The sequence below is a fragment of the Bradyrhizobium sp. Ken51 genome, from assembly GCF_055807435.1.
The window spans coordinates 352,439-371,054 of record NZ_JBVVPB010000001.1; the positions used below are offsets into that span (position 1 = coordinate 352,439).

Here is an 18,616-nt window from a genome sequence, read left to right on the forward strand (position 1 = left end):
ATCGGCTTTCAACCGCTGCTTGTCATCCAGCCTTCAAATCCATCGCGGACAATACCCTTACCTGAAAGTTAAGGGGCGTCCTGACATGACCGATGTAGCATTCGACCGCGCAGTAGCCGATCCCGCGCCGATCCAGCCGGCCTCGCGGCCAAATCTCGACAAGGGCTTCAACCCGCTCACGATGATCCTGTTCTTCGGCATCCTCGCCGCGGGCCTGCTCTATGTGGCCTACAGCATCTATTCGGATGTCGATGCGACCGGCACGCGTGTCACGAGCTACCTGCCCTACATCCTCTTGTTTGTCGCGCTCCTGATCGCGCTCGGCTTCGAATTCGTCAACGGCTTCCACGACACCGCCAACGCGGTGGCCACCGTTATCTACACCCATTCGCTGCCGGCCGAAGTCGCGGTGATGTGGTCGGGCTTCTTCAACTTCCTCGGCGTGCTACTCTCGTCTGGCGCCGTGGCCTTCGGCATCGTCTCGCTGCTGCCGGTCGAGTTGATCCTTCAGGTCGGCTCCAGCGCCGGTTTCGCGATGGTGTTCGCGCTACTGATCGCCGCAATCCTTTGGAACCTCGGCACCTGGTATTTCGGCCTGCCGGCCTCCTCCTCGCACACGCTGATCGGCTCGATCATCGGCGTCGGCGTCGCAAACGCGCTGATGCGCGGCCGCGACGGCACCTCGGGCGTGGACTGGGGCAAGGCCACGGAGATCGGCTATGCGCTCCTGCTGTCGCCGCTGGTCGGCTTCGTCTGCGCCGCCGGCCTGCTGCTGCTGCTCAAGCTGATCGTCAAGAACCCGGCGCTCTATGCCGCCCCTGAGGGTAACAAAGCTCCGCCGATCTGGATTCGCGGCCTGCTGATCCTGACCTGCACCGGTGTCAGCTTCGCCCACGGTTCGAACGACGGCCAGAAGGGCATGGGCCTGATCATGCTGATCCTGATCGGTACCGTGCCGACGGCCTATGCGCTCAACCGCGCATTGCCGGAGTCGCAAGTCGCCCAGTTCGCGAAGATCTCGGAAGCCGCCTCCAAGGTGGTTGCGGCCAAGGGCGCGGGCCATGCGATCATCGGCGATCCCCGTCCTGCGGTGACGCAGTACGTCACCTCGCATCACATCAGCGAAGGCACCTATCCTTCGCTCTCAGTGCTGGTGAAGGATGTCGGCGAGCAGGTCGCGAAATACGGTTCGCTGAACAAGGTGCCGGCGGAAGTCGTCGGCAACACCCGCAACGACATGTACCTGACCTCGGAAGCGATCCGCTTCCTGATGAAGGACAAGGAAAACGACCTCAGCAAGCAAGAGGTCGCGACCTTGAACGCCTACAAGGGCGGACTCGACAGCGCGACCAAGTTCATCCCGACCTGGGTGAAGGTCGCGGTCGCCATCGCGCTCGGCCTCGGCACCATGATCGGCTGGAAGCGCATCGTCGTGACCGTCGGTGAGAAGATCGGCAAGACTCACCTCACCTACGCGCAGGGCGCTTCCGCCGAGCTCGTCGCCGCCGCCACGATCGGCGCCGCCGACGTGTTCGGCCTGCCGGTCTCGACCACCCACGTGCTGTCGTCCGGCGTCGCCGGCACCATGGCCGCGAACGGTTCGGGTCTTCAGGTCGCCACCATCAGGAACATGGTGATGGCCTGGGTGCTGACCTTGCCCGTCGCCATCCTGTTGTCGGGTACGCTGTACGTGATCTTCTCGCGGATCTTCTGAGCCGATCACGTCGCTCGAAGACAAAGGGCCCGTGCGGTGCACGGGCTCTTTTCATGTGTGCTTTCGGCTTGACCTTACGATGCCGCGAGCGATTGCTCGACCAGCTTGACCCAGTACGACGTGCCGTAAACGATCGCCTCGTCATCGAAATTGTAGGCGGGGTGATGCAGGCCGGCGCTGTCGCCGTTGCCGCAGAAGATGAAGGCGCCGGGGCGCGCTTCAAGCATATAGGCGAAATCCTCGCCGCCCATCAGCGGCGGCATCTCGAGCACGTTGGCCTCGCCCGCAACTTGCCCCGCGATGCGACGCGCGATCTCGGTCTCCGCGGCGTGATTGTTCACCACGGGATAATTCCGCTTGTAGTGCAGATCAATCTTGGCGCCGGTGATCTGCGCCACGCCCGCGACAACCTCGTGCACGCGCTTCTCGACCAGCTTGCGCACCTCCGGCGACAGCGTGCGGATGGTGCCCCTCAGTGTCGCGGTTTGCGGAATAACATTGCGGGCATTGCCCGCGTGGAACTCGCAGATCGAGATCACGGCCGATTCCAGCGGATCGACGCTGCGCGCGACGATCGACTGCAGCGCCGTGATCACTTGCGCGCCGACCAGAACGGAATCGACACATTTGTGCGGCCGCGCGGCATGGCCGCCGAGACCCTCGATCATGATATCGACCTCGTCGGTCGCCGCCATGATCGGACCCGGCCGGATCGCGAACGAGCCCACCGGAATGCCCGGGCCGTTGTGCATGCCGTAGACCTGCTCGATGCCGAAGCGCTCCATCATTCCGTCCTTGACCATCGCCAAGCCGCCGGCGCCACCCTCCTCGGCCGGCTGGAAGATCACCACCGCATCGCCGGCGAAGTTGCGGGTTTCGGCGAGATAACGGGCAGCACCGAGCAGCATCGCGGTGTGGCCGTCATGGCCGCAGGCGTGCATCTTGCCGGGAGTCTTCGACGCGTAAGGCAGGTTGGTCTGCTCCTCGACCGGGAGCGCATCCATATCGGCGCGCAGGCCGATGGTCTTGAGGCCCCCGCCGGCCGGCTTGCTGCCCTTGATCACGCCGACCACGCCGGTCTGGCCGATGCCGGTCACGACCTCATCGCAGCCGAATTCGCGCAGGCGGTCCGCGACGAATGCTGCGGTGCGGTGGACGTCGTAGAGCAGCTCCGGATGCTGGTGGATGTCCCGGCGCCAGGCCTGAATATCGGGTTGAAGGTCGGCGACGCGGTTCACGATGGGCATGGAGGGTCTCAAGCTTTGTTGAAAATGCAGGCCTGTCTACCATGCAAGCGCCAGTCCACCCAACTGGCGGGGAGTCTGGGGTAGCTCTGTCCTCTCGTCATGGCCGGGCTTGTCCCGGCCATCCACGTCTGACTATTAGAACGGAAAGCGCGTGGATGCCCGGGACAAGCCCGGGCATGACTCCTATTGGGTGGAAGCAGAATGCCAAGGCGGCTCGAAGGTGAGTTTGACTACATTGTCGTTGGGGCTGGCACGGCCGGCTGCATCGTCGCCAACCGGCTGTCGGCCAATTCCAGCAATCGCGTCCTCATCCTCGAAGCGGGCGGCGACGACAACTGGATCTGGTTCCACATTCCCGTCGGCTATCTCTTCGCCATCGGCAATCCGCGCTCGGACTGGATGTTCAGGACCGAGGCCGAGCCCGGCCTCAACGGCCGCTCGCTCGCCTATCCCCGTGGCAAGGTGATCGGCGGCTCGTCGGCGATCAACGCCATGATTTCGATGCGAGGACAGGCCGCCGATTACGATCACTGGCGCCAGCTCGGCATGACCGGCTGGGGTTATGACGACGTGCTGCCGCTGTTCAAGCGGCTCGAGGATCACTTCCTCGGCGCGAGCGAGCATCATGGCACCGGGGGCGGCTGGCGCATCGAGGCGCCGCGGCTGTCCTGGGACGTCCTCGATGCGGTGGGCGATGCGGCCGAAGAGATGGGCATCAAGCGCATCCCGGATTTCAATACCGGCGACAACGAAGGCACCAGCTATTTCCACGTTAATCAGAAGCGCGGCCGGCGCTGGTCGTCGGCGCGTGGCTTCCTCAAGCCGGCACTGAACCGCCCGAACCTACGGCTCGAAAAGCATGTGCTGGTTGATCGTCTGATCATCGACCAGGGCCGCGCTGTCGGCGTGCGCTTCATCCAGAATGGCGAGATCATCGAGGCGCGCGCGAAACGCGAGGTAGTCCTCTCGGCAGGCGCGATCGGCTCGGTGCAGGTGCTGCATCGCTCCGGCATCGGGCCCGCCGACTGGCTGTCCCCGCTCGGCATCGACATCGTGATGGACAAGCCCGGCATCGGTCGCAATTTGCAGGATCATCTCCAGCAGCGCGCGATCTACAAGGTCGAGGGCGTGCGCACATTGAACGAGACCTATTACAATCTGGTTCGACGCGGCTTGATGGGCCTCGACTACGCCTTACGCCGTCGCGGGCCGCTGACGATGGCGCCGTCGCAGCTCGGCATCTTCACCCGCTCCGATGCGACGCGCGCACGCGCCAACATCCAGTTCCACGTGCAGCCGCTGTCGCTCGACAAGTTCGGCGATCCTCTACACCGCTTCCCCGCGATCACGGTGAGCGCCTGCAATCTCCAGCCGACATCGCGCGGCACCGTACGTCTGCGTTCGGCGGCGCCGGACGAGAAGCCGATCATCGCGCCGAATTACCTTTCAACGGATGACGACCGCCAGGTCGGCGCCGACGCCATCCGCACCACGCGCCGCCTGATGCAGCAGAAGGCGCTGGCAAAATATCGTCCGAGCGAATATCTGCCCGGCCCCGCCGTCGGCGACGACGATGCCTCACTCGCCAAGGCTGCCGGCGACATCGGCACCACCATCTTCCATCCCGTCGGGACCGCGAAGATGGGCGCGGTGAGCGATCCCATGGCGGTAGTCGACGAACGCCTGCGCTTCTACGGTCTCGGCGGCCTTCGCATTATCGATGCCTCGATCATGCCGACCATCACGTCGGGCAACACCAACACGCCGACCGCGATGATCGCCGAGAAGGGCGCGACGATGATTTTGGAGGATGCGAAGTGAATGCGTAGCTTGATGGGGCGCAGCGAAATCCGGGAAAGGACGCTCGATTGGTCCCGCATTCCGCTACGCTCCATACCGGCTACGCGTCCAACCACCTCACGAAAACGTCATCGCGTCCGGGAATAAGACCCCCGGTCCCCCAATCACCTCCCCGAAGCCCAATTCCGGGCGAAGTGGAGCTGCGCGATGAGCGGACACGATCACGGCGAGGACGGCTTAAGCCGCCGCAAGGTGCTGGAATGCATGACTTGGGCCGGCACCGGGGTGCTTTGGACCATCACCGGTGGCGTCCCGCGCTCGCTCGGCATCATCGATTCCGCGCAGGCCGCGACCGCGGCTGCGCCCGGAATGACCTTCCTCCAGATCAGCGACAGCCATGTCGGCTTCGACAAGCCGGCCAATCCCAACGCGCTCGGCACGCTGGAGGAAGCCGTCAACAAGATCAACGCGATGCCGGTCAAGCCGTCGTTCATGATCCACACTGGCGACATCACGCATCTCTCCAAGGCCGCCGAGTTCGACAATGCCGACCGCATCATCTCGCAGAGCAAGCTCGACGTGCACTACGTGCCCGGCGAGCATGACTTCCTCGACGAGGACGTGAAGTTCTATCGCGAGCGCTACGGCCGCGGCACCAAGGGCGCGGGCTGGTATTCGTTCGATGCCGGCGGCGTGCACTTCATCGGCCTCGTCAATGTCGTCGACCTCAAGGCCGGAGGCCTCGGCAATCTCGGCGCCGAGCAGCTGGCCTGGCTCGAGGACGATCTGCGCGGCAAGCCGAAGTCGACGCCGATCGTGCTGTTCGCCCACATCCCGCTCTGGACCGTCTACCCCGAATGGGGCTGGGGCACTGAGGACGGCGCCCGCGCGCTGGAACAGGTGAAAGGCTTCGGTTCGGTCACCGTGCTGAACGGCCACATTCACCAGGTGATGCAGAAGGTCGAGGGCAACGTCACGTTCCATACCGCGCGCTCGACCGCCTTCCCGCAGCCGGCGCCGGGAGCTGCCCCCTCGCCCGGACCGATGAAGGTCGAGGACGCAAAGCTCCGCGCGATGCTTGGCGTTGCCAGCATCAACTTCAAGCAGAACGAGCAGCGGCTCGCGATCATCGACACGCCGCTCCAGGGTTGATGCAAGGCTAACGGAAGCTGACAATGAAGACTCTCAATCGCCGCGACTTCGGTGCCGCCTTCGGTCTCGCTTTGGCCGCGGCCATGCTGTTACCCGCCACAACCGCCCATGCCGAAGACATGGAGGTGCATATCGACAATTTCGTCTTCCAGCCGGCCGAGCTCAGGATCAAGGTCGGCACCACCGTGACCTGGACCAACCGGGACGACATCCCCCACACCGTGGTGTCGGCCGGCAAATTCAGGTCCAAGACCCTGGACACTGACGACAAGTTTTCGTTCACCTTCACCAATGCGGGCGACTACAAATATTTTTGTTCTCTGCACCCGCACATGACGGGGATGATCAAGGTTGAGTAACATCTCGAACCAAGGCATCAACGTCTTGCCCGGCCGGTGGTCCCACGCCGGCCGGGCTCGTGTGCCTTCGGTCACACACAGAGACAAGACGAACAGGGACGAAACGAACAGCGACGAGACGAATCAACGAGCAAAACAAGAGGCAAAGCGAGGAGCGATGCCCGCTAACGACGATTTGCAGAAGGCGCAACGCTTCCGTGAGGCGGCGCTGCCCTATCTCGACGACGTCTACACGCTCGCGCGCTATCTCTTGCGTGACGCCTCCGATGCAGAGGACGCGGTGCAGGAGTGCTATCTGCGCGCGCTGAAGCATTTCGACAGCTATCGCGGGCCGGCAATGAAGCCCTGGCTATTTGCGATCCTGCGTAACGTCTGCAATGCCGAATATGCACGCCGCGCGCACAGGCACGGCGCGATCGAGGATACCCCCGGCGCTGCCGAGCAGACGCCGATCTGGCAGGAGACCGAGGCCAGCCCCGAAACCGAAGTGCTGCGCAGCCGCGATGCGGGCGCGATCCGCAAGCTGATCGATGCGCTCGCCGAACCGTTCAAGGAAACATTCGTGCTGCGGGAGATCAACAACCTGTCCTATCGTGAAATCGCCGAGGCCGTCGGTGCACCCGTCGGCACCGTGATGTCCCGCCTCGCCCGCGCGCGCGCCATGCTGCGCGCGGCCTGGACGGCGGATGAGGAGCAAGCAAGATGACCTGCGACGAAGCAAGGATCCTGCTTCACGCGCTGCTCGATAACGAGCTCGATGCCGGCCATGCGCGCGAGGTCGAAGCCCATATCGCCGGCTGCCCGGCCTGCGCTGCGGAGCTTTCGGCACAGCGCGAGATGCAGCGCGTGCTCGCGGACGCCAATTTGCGCTACACCGCGCCGGCGAGCCTGCGTGCGCGTATCGAGGCCTCGCTGCCGCAGCGTCAACAGCCGAGCCGCCGCTCCGTGCTGCGCGGCTTTGCGATGGGCTCGGCAGTCTCCGCGCTCGCCGCATCCGGCGTTGTCGCATTGGTGCTGCGCCAGGACGACCAGCAGCGCATCCTGTCGGAGGTCGTCTCCGCGCATCTGCGCTCGCTCCAGGCCGGCCACCTCATCGACGTGCTCTCGACCGACCAGCACACGGTGAAGCCCTGGTTCAACGGCAAGCTCGACGTCGCCCCGCCCGTGATCGACCTCACCGCACAAGGTTTTACGCTGGTCGGCGGCAGGCTCGACTATATCGACGCACGCGCCATCGGAGCGGTCGTCTACAAGCGCCGGCAGCACGTGGTCAATCTGTTCGTGTCGCAGACATCGAACGCAGAATACCGCGCGCCCAAGACCGAAACCATGCAGGGCTTCAACTGCCGGCGCTGGGGCAATCGCGGCCTGAACTTCTGGGCCGTCAGCGATCTCGGCGCAGACGAGCTCGCCGAGTTCGTCGACAAGTTCGAGGCGGCGATGAAGGCGAATGTGGAAGGGTAACCCCTAGAGTCGTATCAGAAATTGATACAAATCCCTTGCGCACGTATCAACCAATGATACATTGACTGAGTGATCAGGACCTTTCGGGATAAAACGACTAAAGCGGTCTTTAACGGCGAAAGCCCCAAACGCTTTCCGGCGGACCTGGTGAAGGTTGCTCGCCGGAAATTGCGCTATCTTCACGCTGCGGGCGAACTCAGCGATTTGAGGGCACCACCCGGAAATCGCCTTGAAGTCCTCACGGGCGATCGCAAGGGACAGCACTCGATCAGGATCAACGACCAGTTCCGAGTGTGCTTCGTGTGGACATCACAAGGTCCCGTTCAGGTCGAGATCGTGGATTATCACTAGGAGAATGCGACGATGGCCAAGAAACTCAAGCCCATGCATCCTGGTGAGGTTCTTCGGGAAGAATTCCTGAGCCCGCTGGACATGTCGGCAGGCGCGCTCGCCAAGACATGCGGCCTGCCGCGTACGCGTATTGAGCGGATTGCGGGTGAGCAGACCGGAATCACCGCTGACACCGCGCTTCGGCTTGCCAAAGCGCTCGGCACGACCGCCGAGCTATGGCTCAATCTCCAGAACGATTACGATATCCAGATCGCCAAACGCGATCTCGGGAAGGCTCTCGACCGCATCGAGACTGTGAACAAGCCCAAGGCGGCCTGAGCTTACGCCGATCGCCTCACCGCGTTGTCCACCAGCGTCTTGCCGAGCGACCAGATCGCGCCGGGGACCTTGTGGCTGCCGGCGATGACGTCGTCGAAGGCGCGCTCGATCCAGCCGCAGTCTTCCTCGGTGATGGTGAGCGGCGGCAACAGCTTGATGGTGTGGCTGCCATGGCCGGCGACTTGCGTGAGGATCTTGTGGTCCTTGAACAGCGGCACGGTGATGAGCTGGCAGAACAGGCCCTTGTTGGCCGCCTCCAGCACGTTCCAGGACGCCCGCAACCGCAGCGATTTCGGCGGGCCAAACTCGACGCCGATCATCAGGCCCTTGCCGCGAACTTCCTTCAATAGCTCGTAGCCGGGCACCATACGAGTCAGCGCGAGGCGCAGTTCGGCACCGCGCTTGGCGGCGGACTCGATCAGCTTCTCGGACTCCATGACATCGAGCGTGGCGATGCCCGCGGCCATCGCCAGGTCGTTCTTGGAGAAGGTCGAACCGTGCACCACTGCACGATCCATCTGGTTGAATATCTTGTCGAAGATGCTCTTGCGCGTCAGCACCGCGCCGACCGGCACATGGCCGCCGGACAGCGACTTCGACAGCAGCACCATGTCGGGCTCGACGTTCCAGTGCTCGACCGCGAGGAAGCGGCCGGTGCGGCCCATGCCGGTCTGGATCTCGTCGGCGACGAACAGCGTGCCGTATTTCTTGCAGAGCGCAGCCGCAGCCGGCAGGAACTCGTCGGTGGGCATGTTGACGCCCTTGCCCTGGATCGGCTCGACGACGAAGGCCGCCACCTCGCGCGAGGCCAGCGCCTTTTCGAGCGCGGCGAGATCGTTGAACGGGACCGAGGTGCAGCCCGGCAGCAGCGGCTCGAAGCCGGTGCGGAAGTTCGAATCGCCCGTCAGCGACAGCGCGCCATAGGTCAGGCCGTGATAGCCGTGGGCACAATAGACGATGCCCGGACGGCCGGTGGCGCCGCGGGCGAACTTGATCGCCGCTTCGACGCATTCGGCGCCGGAATTGGCGAAGAACGCCTTGTCGAGATAGGGGACGTACTTCAAAAGCCGCTCGGCGAGCACGCCAGCGAGCACCGAGACGTCGAACTGGACGAGGTTGGGCAGGTCGGCATCGAGAACGCTCTTGAGCGCCTCGCGCATGACAGGATGATTGCGCCCGATCGCAAACACGCCAAAACCGGACAAGAGGTCGAGATAGCGCGCCCCGTCCCGGTCGTAGAGGTACTGTCCCTGCCCCTTCTGGAAGCCGACATCGTAGCCGATGGTCTTCAGAACCCGAACGAACTGCTCGTTCAGATGCCGATTATGCAGGGCGCTGCGCTGGGCCTGGCGGTCCGCAAACAGCTGAGACATGTCTGGATTTGGGCTGTGCATCCGCTACATACTTCGGTTGAGGGCCGTCTCGTCAACTGAAAACGGACCGTTGCCAAAAACGGTCTGTGCGGCCTTTTGCCCTTTTTCGGACCATCTTCGCAAGCAGAGCTTTAGACCATGTTGCACTGCCAAGGAACTATCATGCGTTTAGCCCTTTACACCGGACTAATACTGGCTGGCGGTTACGCCTGCCTGACCCCGGCGCTCGCCGCCGATCCGACCGGCGACTGGCGGGTTGCCGATGGCGTCGCCAACATTCGTGTCGCCCAATGCAATGGCAGCATGTGGGGCGCGGTTTCTTGGGAAAAACAGCCCGGCGGCCGCGACGAGAACAATCCGGACGCCTCGAAAAAGACCCGGCCCACGCTAGGCCTGGCGACCCTGATCGACATGAAGAAGAAGCCCGGCGCCGATCAGTGGGAAGGTCAGGTCTACAACGCCAAGGACGGCCAGCTCTACAGCGCGACCATCACGCCGGTCGGCACCGACCAGCTCGAGATCAAGGGCTGCGTGATGGGCTTCCTGTGCGGTGGCGAGACCTGGACCCGGGTCAGCCCCCCGATTCCCCTGAGCCCCGCCAACGCCATGGCCAAGGGCGCGCCGAAGCCCACCGGCGCCGCGCCGAAAGCCCCGGCAACGACGGGCGCTACGGCGGCGCAGCCTGCGCCCGCACTTCCCAAGCCCGGCGGCACCGCCAAACCCGGTCAGAAGGGCGCCGCCGACCAGGTCGGCGACATCTGCCTACTCCCTGAGATTGCGGGGTTTGCCCATTAGGGCGGGCTGAAACAGCAGCACGGCGGCGAGCGTCGTTACCAGCGACAGCGCGAGCAGCTTGCCCATGCTGGACGTGCCGGGATGGCTCGACAGCCAGAGGCTGCCGAACGCGGTCGCCGTTGTCAGCGCGCTGAAAAAGATCGCGCGCGTCAGGCTGGTCTGGAGCAGGTTTGTCCTGCCTGAGCGCCAGGCCACGACATAGTAGATCTTGAAGGCCACGCCGACGCCGAGCAGCAGCGGAAACGCGACGATATTGGCGAAGTTGAGCGGCAAGCCGATCAACACGCAGATCTCGAGCGTCACCGCACCGGCCACCAGCAGTGGCACCAGCGTCATCAGCACGTCGACGAACCGGCGCAGCGTGATCCACAGCAGCAGGCCGATCACCAGCAGCGCATAGATTCCGGCATGGATGAACGCCTTCACCACGGTGTCGCCGGATTTCAGGATCGAGACCGGACCGCCGATCGCGGTCGGCTCGGCAACGAGCACAGCCGCCGCAAATTTGCGCAGCGTGTCGTTGTCGTTGGGATCGCCCTTCGGCAGCGCCTCGACGCGGATGATGCCATCCTTGCTCTTCCAGGCGCTAACGAGATCTGCCGGCAATGATTTCAGGGTGACCGGCTCGGCCTGCATCGCGTTCCGGAGCTGGTCGAACACGATCTTCATCGGCGCGACGAACACGTCTTGCGCCTTGTTCCGCGTGGCTTCATCGCCATTGGCGAGCTTGTCCAGCGCGTCCGCGAGCCGACGCGAGGCGACCGCACCCGGGCCCTTCGCATCGCCTGCGGTCCGGCGCAGATTGTCGACCGAGGATTTCAGCGCATCGACGTTTTCCTTGTCCGTCGGCGCGGCGTCGATCTGGTCGGGATTGAGCGCGGGGTTCAGCACCTTGGCGCCCTGCGCGATCAGCTTCAGCTTCGGCGCCTGGTCTTCAGGAACGAAGCTGTTGAGCGACATCACGCGCAACACCTCCGGCACCTTCTCCAGCCTCGCCTCCACCTGCCTTGCCTGCTCTTCCGACGTGGTCATCACGTTGATGGCATTGGCGCCGGTGTTGGGATCCTTGCGCAAATCGAGGAAGGTCGCGATCGACTCTGCCTTCGGGTTGCGCAGGTTCATCGGGTTGAAGTCGAACTTCATGAAATAGAGCAGCGGCAGGCCGGCGACCGCGAGAAACATCGTACCACCGACGACCAGCACGCGGTGCTTCTCCAGGAAGTGATCGAGCGGTGCCAGGAAGGCGTAGCCGACCGGCTCTTTCTCGCCGGGCGGGTTCAACAGCTTCAGCATCGCCGGGAGCACGGTGATGCTGGTAACAAACGCCACCAGCATGCCGACGCCGGCGATCTGACCGAGTTCGGCGATGCCCTTGTAGTCGGTGGGGATGAAGCAGAGGAAGCCGGCCGCGGTCGCCATTGCCGCCAGCGACAACGGAATTGCCGAGCGCTTGGCGGCCAGCACCAGCGCGCCCGAAAGGTCGTTGTGCTTGTAGCGTTCGGAGCGATAGCGGACGCTGTACTGAATGCCGAAATCGACGCCGAGGCCGACGAAAAGCACGGCGAACGCGATCGACAGCAAATTGAGCGAGCCCACCATCATCAGGCCCGCGGCGGTCGTCAGCGCAAGACCGACGAAGAGATTGACGAACACCGCGAAGATGATCTTCGCCGAATGCAGCGCCAGCCACAGGATGAGCAGCACGACCAGGACCGTGCCGATGCCGTTGACGACGGCACCTTCCTGGACGGTTGCATATTCCTCGTTGGCGATCGGGACCGGACCGGTCAGTCGCACGCGCGCCTGATATTTGGTGGCAAAATCCAGATCGGCTGCGGCCTTGCGGATCGCATCGGTTGCGCCTTTGCCGGGCTCGAGCGCGTTGTAGTCGAGGACGGGCTTGAACTCGATGAAGGCGCGCTTGTCCGAATCCGTCAGCGGGTCGTCACTGACGAGTTCGCGCCAGGAGAAGGTCGCGTTGCCCTTGTTGAGCACGGTCTCGACCGTTTGCGCGATCTGGTTGAAGGGCCGTTCGGTGTTGTCGAGCTTGACCTGGCCGCGCTTGACGCCGGCAAGTCCCGTTTCCAGCGCGCCGGTCAGGCCGCGGATCGAGGGATCGCCCGCCATGATCTCGATCAGGGGCGCGGCGGATTCGAACTGACTGGTGACCTTGCCGACTTCTTCGGTCGGCAGGAACAACAGACCATTCTTCTCGAAGAACTCGCCGGTGCCGAGCTGCTGCATCGACTGGAAGTCGGTCTTGTTGTCCTTCAGCTTGGCATAGAGCGCGTCCGACGCCGCGGTCGCCATCTCCGGCGTCTTGGCTTCGACCACCGCCGTGATCGTCGCATCGCGGTCGAAGGCGCGATCGAACTGCTGGTCGCGTTGGCGCCAGTCCAGATTTTGGGCAATCAGCGAGTTGATGTCGGTGTTGATGGCAAAGTGCCGGGACGTGTAATAGCCCGCCCCCACCGCCAGCAGGAGCCCGAGAACGACGACGAGGGAGGCAAACCGGGTGCAGGCCCTGACGGTGGCAACGACTACGCTTTGCAGCACTACTTTTCTTTCTGCGGTTAACAGCTTGCCGGAAACGCCCGCTGTTTAACGGAGTTCCCGGCCGAAACCTATTGCTGTTTTGAGTCGTTATCGCCGTCAGAAGGTTCGAGGTAAACGGCGGAAGACCATGGCAAAATCATGCGGGGCAGTCGGTATAGCCGGGGAGTTGAGGCGGGAAAGTGACGAAGCGCGCGCACAAATGTCTCCACTTTTGCGGCAATGGGCGCCCTCTACTATAGTACCGCAAAAGTGATCCAGTAGGGAACCAAAGTTCGTTCCACCTTTCCTTACTGCCGATTTTTTGACACAAAGTGCTGCGCCTCCATGCACCGGGGCGGCGACAGGGGTGGGCAGCTACCGCCTGCGCGAAACCGTGGTGCGGATATTGCAACTCATTGGTTCGTATCGCGGTGACCCCTGAACTTGAGAGCGGATTGGTGCAACTTGCGTGATGGGCGTCCAATGGAAGTTTATCTGGCGCAACCGCGTGGCTTTTGCGCGGGAGTGGTGCGTGCAATCGAGATCGTGGAACGGGCGCTGGAGAAGTACGGCCCGCCCGTCTACGTGCGCCATGAGATCGTGCACAACAAGTACGTCGTCGAGAGCCTGAAAAACAAAGGCGCGATCTTCGTCGAGGAACTGTCAGAGGTGCCGCCGAAGGCCGTGACGGTCTTCAGCGCTCATGGCGTCGCCCGCAGCGTCGAGGAAGAAGCGGCCGCGCGCGACCTTCCAGTGCTCAATGCCACCTGCCCCCTGGTCACGAAAGTTCACAATCAGGGGAAGCGCTACATCGCCAGGGGCCGCACCCTGATCCTGATCGGCCATGCTGGCCACCCCGAGGTCGAGGGTACGATGGGCCAGGTTCCCGCCCCCGTCCTGCTGGTCCAAAGTGTTGAAGAGGTTAAGGCCCTTGAGCTGCCGGCGGATACGCCAGTGGCCTACATCACCCAGACCACCCTGTCTGTGGATGACACCAAGGACATCATTTCGGCCCTGCAGGCCCGCTTTACAGATATTCAAGGTCCGGATATCCGGGATATCTGCTATGCGACACAGAACCGCCAATCTGCGGTAAGGGATTTGAGCAAGCTGGTCGACGTGATCTTGGTGGTGGGCGCTGCCAATAGCTCGAACTCGAACCGGCTCCGCGAAATCGGCACTGAGGCCGGTGTCGCGAGTTATCTGATTGCCGACGGCAGCGCGCTCAATCCCGAGTGGTTGAAAGATGCCAGAACCGTCGGTGTCACGGCTGGCGCTTCGGCGCCCGAGGTACTCGTGGATGACGTGATCGAAGCAATGCGGCGGATCGGACCGGTCAAGGTCTCGGTGCTCCCCGGCCGCGAGGAAAACATCGAATTCCGGCTTCCGGCCCAACTGGCTGCGAGCTGACCCACCCGAATTTCAAGCCCAGAAAGAAACTTGTAATGGCTATCCCCTTCTTCAAGGAAATGCGTATCGGCGGCTATTTGATCAAGCAGAAGCTGCTTGGCCGCAAGCGCTATCCGCTCGTGCTGATGCTGGAGCCGCTGTTCCGCTGCAACCTCGCCTGCGTCGGCTGCGGCAAGATCGACTATCCGGATGCGATCCTCAACCGCCGCATGACCGCACAGGAGTGCTGGGACGCGGCCGACGAGTGCGGCGCGCCGATGGTCGCCATTCCCGGCGGCGAGCCGCTGATCCACAAGGAGATCGGCGAGATCGTGCGCGGCCTCGTGGCGCGCAAGAAGTTCGTCTCGCTCTGCACCAACGCGTTGTTGCTCGAGAAGAAGCTCGATCTGTTCGAGCCCTCGCCCTATCTGTTCTTCTCGGTGCATCTCGATGGCCTGAAGGAGCACCACGACAAGGCCGTGTCGCAGAAGGGCGTGTTCGACCGCGCCGTCTCCGCGATCAAGGCGGCCAAGGCCCGCGGCTTCACCGTCAACGTCAACGCCACCATCTTCGACGGCCACCCGGCCGAGGAGATCGCCAAGTTCCTCGACCTCACGGTCGAGCTCGGTGTCGGCGTCTCGATGTCGCCCGGCTACGCCTATGAGCGCGCGCCCGACCAGGAGCACTTCCTCAACCGCACCAAGACCAAGAAGCTGTTCCGCGACGTCTTTGCGATGGGCAAAGGCAAGAAGTGGAATTTCATGCATTCCGGCCTGTTCCTCGACTTCCTCGCCGGCAACCAGGAATATGAGTGCACGCCCTGGGGCATGCCCGCGCGCAACATCTTCGGTTGGCAGAAGCCCTGCTACCTGCTCGGCGAAGGCTATGCGAAGACCTTCAAGGAGCTGATGGACACGACCGACTGGGAGACCTACGGCACCGGCAAGTACGAGAAGTGCGCCGACTGTATGGCCCATTGCGGCTACGAGCCGACGGCGGCGACCGCTGCCATCAACAACCCGCTGAAGGCGATGTGGGTGTCGCTGCGCGGCATCAGGACCACGGGTCCAATGGCGCCGGAGATCGACATGAGCAAGCAGCGTCCGGCCCAGTATATCTTCTCGGCGGAAGTGCAGAAGCGCCTGTCGGAGATCCGCAAGGACGAGGCCGCCGCTGCCCAGGAGAAGGCCGCACGGAAGGCTTCGACCGCCGCGTAAGCGCGGTGACCTGTAGCCCGGATGGAGCGCAAGCGAAATCCGGGAGGGTGCCTCCGCGTTGAAGGCCCCGGATTGCGCTCTGCTCCATCCGAGCTACGCAGATCAAAACAAAAGGCCCGGTCGCCATTGGCGACCGGGCCTTTTCATTTTAGTGATCGCAGAACCCGCTCAGGCCGCCTCGGAGACCAGCGCCTCGCCCTCGACCAGCTCGGTGCCGATCAGGAAGTCGCGGCAGCCGCGAAGTGAGCGCAGCGCGCGGTTGAAGTCGAGGCCGGTCGAGACCAGTCCGTGCAGCGCGGTCGGATTGCGCGCGATGCCGCGCAGCACGGCCAGCACGTCGATCTGGCCATTCGGCTTGATGGCGGCGCGGGCGAGCGCCGGCAGCGCGCGATGGGCGGGATCGCTGATGACGCGGACCGCGGCGAACGGCAAGCCGGCCTCGGCGGCGTAGGCGGCCGCGATGTGGCTTTCCATGTCGACGGCGGCCGCTCCGGTCTCCGAATGCAGCGCCGCCTTGCAGGAGCGCCCCGTGACCACTTCCTCGGCACCGGCGAGGCTGCCGCGCACCACGCGGCGGCGCCCCGACGTCAGGCGGTCGATCAGGTCGTCGCCGAGCGAGAGGCCGGCGGCCCAGCGGGTGTCGCCCGCGAGCACCTCGGTCGCCAGCACGACGTCGCCGGAGCGCAGCGTCGGGTCGAGCCCGCCGGCAACGCCAAAGGAGATCACACCGCGAATCGTCTCGGGATCCAGCACCGTCAACAGCGCCCGCAACTGGGTCGGGCTGCTCGACGAACAAATGACCGCCATTCCGGGCCCGGCCGCGATGCGGGCCTCCTGAACCAGTCCAGTCACGATCAATATCGGCCTCGGATCAACGGTTTGACCCGCGGTAAGATAGTCCCCCGTCCCCAAAGTCACATTCCGACCCCTACCACCCTGCTGTTGGTGTTCCGCAAGTTCCGATACCGCGCCAACGCCCACAGCGGGAAGAACTTCGGGTAACCATGGTACCGTAGATAGAATACACGGGGAAAGCCTGTGGCGGTGTACCGCTGTTCGTCCCACAGTCCTTTTTCGTTCTGTGTTGCAATCAGGTACTCCACCCCGCGGGCGACGGCCGGGTGATCAACCTCGCCTGCCGCCATCAGGGCAAGCAAGGCCCATGCCGTTTGCGACGCGGTCGAGGGGGCCGCTTCCCAGCCCCGGTAGTCCAGCCGGTAGCTGACGGCATCCTCGCCCCAGCCGCCGTCCTTGTTCTGGATCGAGGCCAGCCAGCCGGCGGCTTTCCGGATCATGGGGTCGTCATGGCGGACGCCGGCCATGTTGAGGGCGCACAGCACCGACCAGGTTCCATAGATGAAGTTCATCCCCCAGCGGCCATACCAGGACCCTTCCGGGTGCTGGGTCTTTCGGAGGTAGTCGATCCCGTCCGCGACATGCTTGCTGGTCTTCGCGGTCTCGCCGAGCTGGGCCAGCATCGAGACGCAGCGCGCGGTGACGTCCTCGGTCGGTGGATCGAGCAGCGCGCCATGGTCCGAGAACGGGATGTTGTTCAGATAGTATTCGAGATTGTTGACGTCGAAGGCAGCCCAGCCGCCGTCGTCGCTCTGCATGCCCTCGATCCACTCCCGCGCACGGTCGATCGCGGCGTCATAGCCGGTCGCGCCGTGCTCCCGGCGCATCCGGTCCATCGACATCACGACCACCGCGGTATCGTCGAGATCGGGATAATGGGCATTGTTGTACTGGAAGGCCCACCCACCCGGGCGCACGTCGGGCCGTTTCACCGCCCAGTCGCCCTTCACCTCGAGCTCCTGCTTCGGGCTCAGCCAGTCGAGACCCTGCTTGGCCGCAGGCACCGCCCTGTTACCGCCGGCTTCGAGCAGCGCGTGGGCGGTCAGCGTCGTGTCCCACACCGGCGAGACGCAGGGCTGGCAATAGGCTTCGTCGTCCTTGATCACGAGCAGCTTGTCGATACCCCGGCGCGTGATCGCGCGCGGCGGGAAGTTCTCGTCCTTGCCGAGCGCGTCGTACATCATGACGATGTTGGCCATCGGCGGATAGATCGCGCCCATGCCGTCCTCGCCATTGAGCCGCTCCTCGGTGAAGGCGAGCGCTGCATCGATCGCGCGCTTGCGCAAGCTCTTGGGAAACATCGGCTCGACCACGCGCAAAATGCCGTCGAGCGCGCGGAACAGAACGAACCAGGCCATGCTCTGGTGCGGCGCCTTGGCAGTCATGCCGATCGAGCGCGGATCCTGCAGGAACAGCTCGTCGATACCGATGCCCTTGGGATTCCTCGCCCGCGGCTTCAGCGCGGCGATGACCATCAGCGGCACCATGGTGGTGCGCGCCCAGTAGGAGATCTTGTTGATGTGGAAAGGCGACCAGAACGGCAGCAGCACGATCTCGATCGGCAGCACCGGTACCGCGCGCCAGGTCACGACGCCAAACATCGCAAGCATGAAGCGCGTGAAGACGTTGCTGTGAATGGCGCCGCCGCGGGAATGGATCGCCTCGCGCGCACGCACCATGTGCGGCGCGTCGATGGAATCCCCGATCATCTTCAGCGCGAAATACGCCTTCACGCTGGCGCTCATGTCGAACTCGCCGTCATGCACCAGCGGCCAACCGCCATGGGCGCCCTGAACGCGGCGAAGATAATTGGCGATCTTGGCTTCGAGCACGGCATCGACCGGCTCGGCCAGATAATGGCGCAGCAGCACGTATTCGGCGGGAATGGTGCAATCTGCCTCGAGCTCGAACACCCAATGGCCGTCGGGTTGCTGGAAGCCGAGGACGCCTTCGGTGGCCGACACAATGCTCGATTCCAAGTTTCTCAATTCTTGGGCTTCGCGGCTGGTCGCGTTCACGGAATCCATCTCGCTCGATTGCTCCGATA

The 18,616-nt window shown here is 63.7% G+C and carries 16 protein-coding genes; 11 read left to right on the forward strand and 5 right to left on the reverse strand.

Features of this window, described 5'->3' with window-relative positions:
- Positions 1 to 85 precede the first annotated feature (85 nt).
- Positions 86 to 1,714, forward strand: coding sequence for an inorganic phosphate transporter (locus AC0L27_RS01555; protein WP_354206910.1), 1,629 nt, complete (start codon positions 86 to 88; stop codon positions 1,712 to 1,714).
- 74 nt (positions 1,715 to 1,788) lie between these two features.
- Here AC0L27_RS01555 and AC0L27_RS01560 read toward each other — a convergent pair whose 3' ends face one another.
- On the reverse strand, positions 1,789 to 2,961 hold the full coding sequence (locus tag AC0L27_RS01560) for a M20 aminoacylase family protein (RefSeq protein WP_354206912.1): 1,173 nt from the start codon (positions 2,959 to 2,961) through the stop codon (positions 1,789 to 1,791).
- A gap of 201 nt (positions 2,962 to 3,162) precedes the next feature.
- Between AC0L27_RS01560 and AC0L27_RS01565 the strand changes: the two genes are divergently transcribed.
- The 7 genes from AC0L27_RS01565 to AC0L27_RS01595 all read left to right on the forward strand — a co-directional run bounded on the left by AC0L27_RS01565 (position 3,163) and on the right by AC0L27_RS01595 (position 8,405).
- A complete protein-coding gene (locus AC0L27_RS01565; RefSeq protein ID WP_354206914.1) occupies positions 3,163 to 4,782 on the forward strand; it encodes a GMC family oxidoreductase in 1,620 nt (539 codons plus the stop codon).
- Positions 4,783 to 4,968: 186 nt separating this feature from the next.
- Positions 4,969 to 5,913, forward strand: a complete 945-nt coding sequence (locus AC0L27_RS01570) for a metallophosphoesterase family protein (protein ID WP_354206916.1) — start codon at positions 4,969 to 4,971, stop codon at positions 5,911 to 5,913.
- A gap of 23 nt (positions 5,914 to 5,936) precedes the next feature.
- Complete coding sequence (locus tag AC0L27_RS01575; protein ID WP_354206918.1) at positions 5,937 to 6,272, forward strand: cupredoxin domain-containing protein; 336 nt, start codon at positions 5,937 to 5,939, stop codon at positions 6,270 to 6,272.
- A gap of 157 nt (positions 6,273 to 6,429) precedes the next feature.
- A complete protein-coding gene (locus AC0L27_RS01580) occupies positions 6,430 to 6,978 on the forward strand; it encodes a sigma-70 family RNA polymerase sigma factor (RefSeq protein WP_275170615.1) in 549 nt (182 codons plus the stop codon).
- On the forward strand, positions 6,975 to 7,736 hold the full coding sequence (locus AC0L27_RS01585; protein ID WP_354206920.1) for an anti-sigma factor family protein: 762 nt from the start codon (positions 6,975 to 6,977) through the stop codon (positions 7,734 to 7,736). Before AC0L27_RS01580 ends, AC0L27_RS01585 begins: the two co-directional genes overlap by 4 nt.
- 69 nt (positions 7,737 to 7,805) lie before the next feature.
- Positions 7,806 to 8,087: a type II toxin-antitoxin system RelE/ParE family toxin gene (locus AC0L27_RS01590; RefSeq protein ID WP_354206922.1), complete on the forward strand. Its 282-nt coding sequence runs from the start codon at positions 7,806 to 7,808 to the stop codon at positions 8,085 to 8,087.
- Between the two features lie 12 nt (positions 8,088 to 8,099).
- Entirely contained in the window at positions 8,100 to 8,405 is a 306-nt protein-coding gene (locus AC0L27_RS01595) for a HigA family addiction module antitoxin (RefSeq protein ID WP_354206924.1), read from the forward strand.
- Positions 8,406 to 8,407: 2 nt separating this feature from the next.
- On the opposite strand, the gene hpnO is transcribed toward AC0L27_RS01595, so the two are convergent.
- Entirely contained in the window at positions 8,408 to 9,799 is a 1,392-nt protein-coding gene (gene hpnO, locus AC0L27_RS01600) for an aminobacteriohopanetriol synthase HpnO (protein WP_275170612.1), read from the reverse strand.
- A gap of 141 nt (positions 9,800 to 9,940) precedes the next feature.
- On the opposite strand from hpnO, the gene AC0L27_RS01605 reads away from it, so the two are divergent.
- Entirely contained in the window at positions 9,941 to 10,573 is a 633-nt protein-coding gene (locus AC0L27_RS01605; RefSeq protein WP_275170610.1) for a DUF2147 domain-containing protein, read from the forward strand.
- Here the strand turns inward: AC0L27_RS01605 and hpnN are convergent.
- The gene (gene hpnN, locus AC0L27_RS01610) at positions 10,541 to 13,129 is read right to left on the reverse strand and encodes a hopanoid transporter HpnN (protein ID WP_275170608.1); all 2,589 of its coding nucleotides are present in this window, start codon (positions 13,127 to 13,129) and stop codon (positions 10,541 to 10,543) included. The genes AC0L27_RS01605 and hpnN overlap by 33 nt on opposite strands.
- 462 nt (positions 13,130 to 13,591) lie before the next feature.
- On the opposite strand from hpnN, the gene ispH reads away from it, so the two are divergent.
- Positions 13,592 to 14,518 carry a 4-hydroxy-3-methylbut-2-enyl diphosphate reductase gene (gene ispH / locus AC0L27_RS01615; protein ID WP_219684809.1) on the forward strand — a complete coding sequence of 309 codons (927 nt, stop codon included), beginning with the start codon at positions 13,592 to 13,594 and terminating at the stop codon, positions 14,516 to 14,518.
- Between the two features lie 35 nt (positions 14,519 to 14,553).
- Positions 14,554 to 15,714 carry an adenosyl-hopene transferase HpnH gene (gene hpnH, locus AC0L27_RS01620; protein ID WP_007593619.1) on the forward strand — a complete coding sequence of 387 codons (1,161 nt, stop codon included), beginning with the start codon at positions 14,554 to 14,556 and terminating at the stop codon, positions 15,712 to 15,714.
- A 168-nt stretch (positions 15,715 to 15,882) separates the two neighbouring features.
- On the opposite strand, the gene AC0L27_RS01625 is transcribed toward hpnH, so the two are convergent.
- Complete coding sequence (locus AC0L27_RS01625; protein ID WP_275170606.1) at positions 15,883 to 16,632, reverse strand: phosphorylase; 750 nt, start codon at positions 16,630 to 16,632, stop codon at positions 15,883 to 15,885.
- Complete coding sequence (gene shc, locus AC0L27_RS01630; protein WP_354206930.1) at positions 16,629 to 18,596, reverse strand: squalene--hopene cyclase; 1,968 nt, start codon at positions 18,594 to 18,596, stop codon at positions 16,629 to 16,631. The genes AC0L27_RS01625 and shc overlap by 4 nt, the downstream gene beginning before the upstream one ends.
- Positions 18,597 to 18,616 lie beyond the last annotated feature (20 nt).

Bases quoted from the DNA above. Each gene is read 5' to 3' on its own strand.
- AC0L27_RS01585 (WP_354206920.1), top strand. From the start codon at position 6,975: ATGACCTGCGACGAAGCAAGGATCCTGCTTCACGCGCTGCTCGATAAC.
- AC0L27_RS01570 (WP_354206916.1), top strand. From the start codon at position 4,969: ATGAGCGGACACGATCACGGCGAGGACGGCTTAAGCCGCCGCAAGGTG.
- hpnO (WP_275170612.1), bottom strand. From the start codon at position 9,799: ATGCACAGCCCAAATCCAGACATGTCTCAGCTGTTTGCGGACCGCCAG.
- AC0L27_RS01565 (WP_354206914.1), top strand. From the start codon at position 3,163: ATGCCAAGGCGGCTCGAAGGTGAGTTTGACTACATTGTCGTTGGGGCT.
- ispH (WP_219684809.1), top strand. From the start codon at position 13,592: ATGGAAGTTTATCTGGCGCAACCGCGTGGCTTTTGCGCGGGAGTGGTG.
- shc (WP_354206930.1), bottom strand. From the start codon at position 18,596: ATGGATTCCGTGAACGCGACCAGCCGCGAAGCCCAAGAATTGAGAAAC.
- AC0L27_RS01560 (WP_354206912.1), bottom strand. From the start codon at position 2,961: ATGCCCATCGTGAACCGCGTCGCCGACCTTCAACCCGATATTCAGGCC.
- AC0L27_RS01555 (WP_354206910.1), top strand. From the start codon at position 86: ATGACCGATGTAGCATTCGACCGCGCAGTAGCCGATCCCGCGCCGATC.
- hpnH (WP_007593619.1), top strand. From the start codon at position 14,554: ATGGCTATCCCCTTCTTCAAGGAAATGCGTATCGGCGGCTATTTGATC.
- AC0L27_RS01580 (WP_275170615.1), top strand. From the start codon at position 6,430: ATGCCCGCTAACGACGATTTGCAGAAGGCGCAACGCTTCCGTGAGGCG.
- AC0L27_RS01595 (WP_354206924.1), top strand. From the start codon at position 8,100: ATGGCCAAGAAACTCAAGCCCATGCATCCTGGTGAGGTTCTTCGGGAA.
- AC0L27_RS01605 (WP_275170610.1), top strand. From the start codon at position 9,941: ATGCGTTTAGCCCTTTACACCGGACTAATACTGGCTGGCGGTTACGCC.
- AC0L27_RS01575 (WP_354206918.1), top strand. From the start codon at position 5,937: ATGAAGACTCTCAATCGCCGCGACTTCGGTGCCGCCTTCGGTCTCGCT.